This window comes from Gracilimonas sp. (genome assembly GCF_035704785.1).
Classification (GTDB): Bacteria; Bacteroidota; Rhodothermia; order Balneolales; family Balneolaceae; genus Gracilimonas.
Map to the genome: position 1 here is coordinate 80,419 of NZ_DASSWP010000030.1, position 6,737 is coordinate 87,155.

At 43.5% G+C, this 6,737-nt stretch carries 6 protein-coding genes, 1 tRNA gene and 1 pseudogene; 4 read left to right on the forward strand and 4 right to left on the reverse strand.

Features of this window, described 5'->3' with window-relative positions:
• Positions 1-2: 2 nt before the first annotated feature.
• The 3 genes from VFM80_RS01900 to hemA are packed head-to-tail and all read right to left on the reverse strand — an operon-like array spanning position 3 to position 2,755.
• Positions 3-692 carry a uroporphyrinogen-III synthase gene (locus VFM80_RS01900; protein ID WP_395068992.1) on the reverse strand — a complete coding sequence of 230 codons (690 nt, stop codon included), beginning with the start codon at positions 690-692 and terminating at the stop codon, positions 3-5.
• The gene (hemC, locus tag VFM80_RS01905) at positions 685-1,584 is read right to left on the reverse strand and encodes a hydroxymethylbilane synthase (RefSeq protein ID WP_395068994.1); all 900 of its coding nucleotides are present in this window, start codon (positions 1,582-1,584) and stop codon (positions 685-687) included. Before hemC ends, VFM80_RS01900 begins: the two co-directional genes overlap by 8 nt.
• Positions 1,574-2,755, reverse strand: a complete 1,182-nt coding sequence (gene hemA, locus VFM80_RS01910) for a glutamyl-tRNA reductase (protein WP_395068996.1) — start codon at positions 2,753-2,755, stop codon at positions 1,574-1,576. Before hemA ends, hemC begins: the two co-directional genes overlap by 11 nt.
• 311 nt (positions 2,756-3,066) lie before the next feature.
• On the opposite strand from hemA, the gene VFM80_RS01915 reads away from it, so the two are divergent.
• Together VFM80_RS01915 and VFM80_RS01920 are read left to right on the forward strand one after the other, a co-directional pair.
• Positions 3,067-3,429, forward strand: a complete 363-nt coding sequence (locus VFM80_RS01915) for a DUF3127 domain-containing protein (RefSeq protein ID WP_395068998.1) — start codon at positions 3,067-3,069, stop codon at positions 3,427-3,429.
• Between the two features lie 350 nt (positions 3,430-3,779).
• A complete protein-coding gene (locus VFM80_RS01920) occupies positions 3,780-4,664 on the forward strand; it encodes a hypothetical protein (protein ID WP_395069000.1) in 885 nt (294 codons plus the stop codon).
• A gap of 191 nt (positions 4,665-4,855) precedes the next feature.
• On the opposite strand, the gene VFM80_RS01925 is transcribed toward VFM80_RS01920, so the two are convergent.
• Entirely contained in the window at positions 4,856-5,854 is a 999-nt protein-coding gene (locus VFM80_RS01925) for a potassium channel beta subunit family protein (protein WP_395069002.1), read from the reverse strand.
• 151 nt (positions 5,855-6,005) lie between these two features.
• Between VFM80_RS01925 and VFM80_RS01930 the strand changes: the two genes are divergently transcribed.
• Positions 6,006-6,079: transfer RNA gene (locus VFM80_RS01930), tRNA-Ile, on the forward strand.
• A 227-nt stretch (positions 6,080-6,306) separates the two neighbouring features.
• Positions 6,307-6,737, forward strand: a pseudogene (locus VFM80_RS01935) (hypothetical protein); the annotation flags it as partial.

Below are 6,737 nucleotides of genomic sequence, written 5' to 3' on the forward strand. Positions count from 1 at the left end.
TCTTAAAAATAAAACTCATGGATGGATTCCATCAGCGAATCCACGGTTGAATATTCCGGGATGATACAGTTCTGCATTCCGGCATCTTCAGCCGCTTCTTTGGTAGTCGGACCAATACAAAAAACCTGCATGTTTTTAGAAACTGAATTCTGCTTACTGAACGAATCGACCGCACTCGGGCTCATAAAAACAATACCGTCAAAATTCTCCAGATCGTTCATTTTATGCCGCGTAAGTTTGGTTTGATATACTTCGATAGAGGTTAAATTCACCTCCTTACCGAGCAATTTCCCAAGATCCGCAGCCTTTAAATTTCCACAAAAATGGACGATCCGGTCCAGCTTCAGTTCCTGTATCATCTCCGCAAGTGCCCTCGCATTGTACTCTTCAGGCACGGAAACATTCAGCTCTAGTTCTTCGAGCATTTCGGCCGTTTTGGAGCCAACTGCAAATACATGCTTAGGAATTCCCAGGTCACTGATCAGTGGTGAAACGGCTTTGACTGCTTTCTTACTGGTGAATATCCAGGCATCCGTTTTTTCAGGAACCTGAGACCTCCAAAGTGCAGGCATCGAATACTCGATGGTGATAAAAGGTTCACTTTCGATCAAAAACCGACCATTCTCAAGTCGGCCTCTTTTCTCCTCAGAAAGTTGAGTAGTGAATACAATTTTAGGCTTTTTATCATTCATCGTCAGCATGGTCTAACAGTTCCTCCGCACCTTGCGACTTAAGTAACTTAGCCCACTCCTTTCCTTTTGCAGCAGATGCTTCATCAATCAAAATTTCTCTTTCAATATCCAGGCGCCGGGTTCCATCCAAAGAAAGTACAGCGCCTAGAAAATACAGTCGTCCGTTTTTGATCAGGGCATGTGCCCCTACAGGACTTGAACATCCGGCCTCCAGTTCGTTCAGAAAAGCTCTTTCGATGGCACCGCATAAATGGCTCTCCTTATGATCTACTTTTGCTAAAAAGTCTTCAAAATCATTTTCTTCACGTGTCACTATTCCCACAATTCCCTGTGAAGGCGCCGGGATCATCCAGTCCAGCGTTTCGGAAATTCGGTCTTCGTATCCAATTCGTTCTAATCCTGCCGCTGCGAAAATGGCTCCGTGCCAGTCATTGGAATCTACTTTATCGAGGCGGGTAGGGACATTTCCACGCAATCCAACGACTTCATTTTCCGGAAAACGATTCTTCCAAAATGCGGTTCGTCGAATGCTTCCGGTGGCAATAATTCGCTTTTCAGTTTCTTTGGGTTGAGCCGGACGAACCAATACATCCATGGGATTTCCCCGCTCCAACACTGCGGTCAGTTTTAATCCGGCCGGCAAAACGGTAGGCACGTCTTTCAGGGAATGAACCGCGAGGTCAATTTCACCGGCCAGCAATGCATCATCCAGGGCCTTGGTGAACACGCCTTTGTCACCCAGTTTATCAATGGGAATATCCTGTACTTTATCGCCAAACGATTCGATCTCGACCAGCTCCGTCTCCACCCCTTGTGAGTTGAGCTCACCGGCTACTTTATTCGCTTGCCATAAGGCCAGGGTACTTTTACGGGTGCCGATCCTAAGTTTCATTTTGAGCCTTTTCAAATTCCTGATCAATACGGTCGATGTGAATGGCCATGATCTTCTTCTTTATGCGGCGGGTCACTTCTTCCATCTGAGAATAAGATTCCTGATCCATTTTATTCTTTACGCGATCCAATTCTCCATCGGTGATATCACTTAAACGATGCTCAATTTCTTTGATTCTTGGAAGTAGATACCTCGAACGTTTCACACGCTTCATAAAATCCCCTTTTTCATCTTCAATGATCTTTTGGATCTGGGGGATGGCCTTTTCTCTTTTCTCCAATGCTTTTTTGTTGGACTCATTGATGGAATCCATATCGATCAACGTCACTTGTTCCAGCTCAGAAACTTTAGGATCCACATTGCGGGGCACGCTAAGGTCAAGCACCAGCTGCGGATGGCCGGCATCTTCAAAATGTTGGGGATGGAGGATCGGATTTTTAGCACCCGTGGCGGTTATGATCAGATCCGCTTTTTTGATCTCCTCATTCAGATCCGAAAATGCGTGGGCTTTAATATCAAAAGATGAAGCGAGTTGCTTGGCACGATCAATGGTTCGGTTCACCACCGAAATATGTTCGGCACCGTTTGAGATCAAATTCTTGGCAGAAACTTTACCCATTTTTCCCGCACCGATAAGCAAAATCCGGACCTTGCTTAGGTCTTTAAAATGATCAAGGGCAAGCTGGGTTGCAGCGAATCCGACGGAGGCCGTTCCTTTACCAAAATCAGTTTCAGTACGGCTACGCTTGTGTGCCCTGAAAACGGATTGTATCAACTGATGAAATTCACCGGAAAGTCCCTTTTTCTTGGCTTTTTTGTACGCTTGCTTTACCTGCTGAATGATCTGGACATCGCCCAAAACCTGTGAGTCAAGGCCGGTTCCAACCCTGTACAAATGGTCGTATGCATCTTCCTGAACATGGATATACCCGTGTTTCTTAAAAAATTCACGGTCTGTGTTAGTCGATTTACACAATGCGGATATAAGGATCTCAGGATCACAGAATGCATACAATTCGGTGCGATTACAGGTATCCATCATCACAATGCCACCCGGAATATCCTTAGTATGAAATTCCAGCAGCTCCCTGCGATGGTTGTCTAAATAAAATAATTCACGAATAGAAACCTCACTTTTCCAGTGAGAAATACCTATTGCACTAAACCTCATAAATCGTTCTTAAAAATTTTCGGGCACATTAGTCGGCAAGGTATTTTTTGAATATGAAGATTATGTGAAGAAAAAATTCATATTCAGAAAATTTCGCCGTTTAGAGCTGTATTAACGATGTTTTTATCTTCACACTTTATGAAGGCGTGAAGATAAAGGTTCTTGGGGTTAATTGGTATCGAGGTTAGGTGTTAGGTTCAAGGTTCAAGGTGTTAGGGAGCTTAGGTTTTATTTTATCTTTGGATTGGTCGAAGTTCAGTTGGGGGATGGTTATATTGTTTCCTTCTAATTTCAAATCTAACACAGCTAATATGGATCTTCAGTTAACGGGGAAAGTCACTAAAATTTTGGAAGAGCAATCAGGTGAGGGAAAAAACGGTCCGTGGAGAAAACGAGATTTCATTCTTGAGACCAAAGGTAAATATCCCAAACAGGTGTGCATCACTCAGTGGGGAGAAACCATTGATCAGAATGCCGTTAATGAAGATGATGAGATCACTGCTTATATCGATATTCAAAGCCGGGAATACAAGGGCAACTGGTACACCGATGTAAAAGCCTGGAAGATCGAGCAGGGAACGGGCGGTGCGGCCGCTGAGGCTCCACCAAGTGCACCCGGGTTGACGATGGATGGAAATCAGGAAATGGACATGGACGATGACCTGCCTTTCTAAAGATCTTTAGAATAGAAAAACCACTGCCTCTCAAGCAGTGGTTTCCGGATCAATTTCTAAAAGCTACTCTTACACATTGATCACTGTGCCTTTACCTTACTTAACCTGACGGTAATTAAATACAATTCAGCTACTTTATCACCGCATGTATGTGCGGTATCAGGATATTATAGTTTCTTTTTTTTAAAAAAAGTACTCTCGAGCAGAACCATTTTATTTGTTTATCGTATCAGATCGCTACAACAAACCTTCGCAAGTTGATTCACATTTCAGGCGTACTAAGCTCTTCAGCGTAACCCTGTTTTCGGTGGTAAACCCAGGAAGAAACCATTACATCATTTAATTCTATTATGAAAACAAACGTTTATGTACTTGGTCTGACTATAGTATCTGTGTTTGCCCTGGCATCATGCAGTACACTTGATAAACTTTCAACCGGAAGAACAGACCGCTTAAAAAAGGGGGAATTCTATAAAACCTATGAAGCTAATAAGCTGCCGGATGCCTCCGCAGCCATTGGCCTGCTTCCCATCACGGTTCAACCCAATATGGAAGAAGATGACTTTTGGTATGATCGTGACCATACTTTATTGGTTGAACTTACCGACAGCATTTCTGCTAAAATAAGCCGCTTACCGATATCACTTATTGAAATATCTGACTACACACTGGTAGACTCAAAAAATGCGCCGGGAATATATGTGGGAAGCAGCGAAGGCGATAATGTTCCGGCCGGAGCTTCTATTGTGCGAGAAGATCATGAGAAATATCCACCGATGATCATTTACAAAAGCAAAGCTAAAGACGACTGGAAAGTAGCCGCTTCAAATACGGCATCCGAATATGAAGCGGAGTATTTACTCAGAATCTGGATCAGTTTTGCTCAATATCCAAAATCGGACAAAGGGCTGGTGAAGAAGAAAGTGATCCTTGGGACCAATTATGAGCCTGAGATCCGGTTCTTCAGTTCCGAAGATAAACCGGTTGAGGTATTGCAATTAAGCGGCTACCTGACTGATAAAAACGGAACGGTTTTACGGGCCGGAGCCGAAGGCGTGATCTATAAGGACACCCCTTTTTGGCAACAGGTATTAAGTATTGAAGAACTGATCGACGATAAAATGTTGGCTCGTTTACTGCATGAGGAGCGCCGCGAAGATCTGCCAGGAAATCCCCTTGTATTGGATGTAGCCATTGAGAATTTGATCTCCCAGTTGTTAGACCGGGATCTTTAAATAGTAAATGCGGCCCTAAAAAGACGGTCATCGAGAAGAGCCCATTTTTGATAGTGAGCTAATTTTATTCCGACGAAGCGATCTCCCTAACAACGCTCATAAGTATTTACAGGGAGATTGCCACGGCCTTTACTCACTACCATTCGCCAAAGGCCTCGTAATGACTGGTTTTATCTTCAATCCATACTGAATTATCGTCTCCAGTCAGTCTCTTCTTTGGGTTTGTTATCGAGGATCTCCTCGATCTTTTCCATGGCCGCCGCATCAACCTTATCAACAAAGTCGATGGCTTTCATGTTTTGCTCCACCTGTTCCACATTAGACGCTCCGGTTATCACCGTGCTTACATTTGGATTCTTTAAACACCAGATAAGTGCCAGTTGAGGCATCGGTACGCCCAGATCATCAGAAACAGAAGCCAGTTTTTCTACTTTCCTAAGCTTTGCTTTTCCCTCTTCCGTCTCAAGCAGCTTCTTACGCAACCAGCTGTATTTCTCAAGATCGAGCCGGGAACCTTCAGGGATGCCATCATTGTATTTTCCGGTCAGTAATCCGCTTGCCAAAGGACTCCATATCGTCGTGCCCAAGCCGATATCTTCATAAAGGGAAGCAAATTCTTTTTCCACTTTACCGCGCTTGAACATATTGTATTCCGGCTGCTCCATCAGTGGAGGACGCAAGTGATTCTCTTTAGCAAAGTCATATGCTTTTCGGATCTGGTCAGCGCTCCATTCGCTGGTTCCCCAGTACAAAGCTTTTCCCTCATTAATCATTTGATTCATAGCCCAAACGGTTTCTTCGATTGGAGTATATATGTCGGGGCGGTGACAAAAGATCAGATCCACATAATCCGTTTGGAGTCTTTCAAGAGCCGCTTCGGTCCCTTCTTTGATATGCTTGAAGGAAAGTCCCTGATCATTGGGCCCCTCTCCTCCCCAAAAGATCTTGGTTGACAGGACAAGGTCGGAACGTTTCCATTCTGCTTTCTTGATCACCTCACCCATAATGATCTCCGACTTTCCGGACTCATAAGCCTCGGCATTGTCAAAAAAGTTTACCCCGGCATCATAGGCCGTTTTCATTTGGTTGTACGCCAGATCCGTATCCACCTGCTCACCGAAGGTGACCCAAGACCCAAATGATAGTGCTGATACTTTAAGTCCGGATCGTCCTAAAAATCTGTATTCCATGTAATTACAATTGGTTTAGTTTTGATTTTTCATTCTTATAATTTAACAGATGTGAATTTCAATACGTTCTAAAAAATTGAATTAATAATATTCGAATCTGAGGGATAAGATTTTTATCTTTGGCGCCTCACTAAAGTGAGATAAACAATCAGGGCCCGTAGCTCAGTTGGTTAGAGCAGTCGACTCATAATCGATTGGTCGGGGGTTCAAGTCCCTCCGGGCCCACAATTATTGAGAGGGTGTAAAAACCCTCTCAATTCCCTTCTAAGCCAAAAAAAAGCCTGATTACTTACACTAAGTAAGCGAACGCAAAGGAACGAAAGTGTACACTTTCATTCCCCTACATTCCCAACTACTATGTACACTACTATGTACAATTTTGGGATCACCGCTCGCAAAGGCTGCTGAATTAAGAGTTCGCTTACCGAACTTTAATTCAGAAGGCTCCTACTATGGCATTTCTTATCAAGCGCGGTAAATACTACTATGTGAATTTTTACTCCGAAGAACTGGGTAAAAAGAATGTTCGAAAATCATTGGGCACCCGACACAAGGATGTTGCTCAGAAAATGGTAATCGAACTCGAAAAACTGGAATCGTTAGGCAAGATCAATCCCTTTTCTAAAGGATTCAATCCCAAGAAGGTGTTGCAACGTAACACCAGTGATGAAACCACTGACTGTAACACGGTTAGTGAATCCATTGAATTATTCTACAAATCGAAAGGCCACCTCTCTCCAGCAACCATTGGAGCCTATCAGCGAGCTTTAGATCATTTCGTGGAATTAAATGAGTTATCGGATGTACACCCAACCAATGTGCTAAGCTACCATTTTGAGAATGTGATCTTTAAAAAAGGTATTACTTCAGCTACAAGACACTA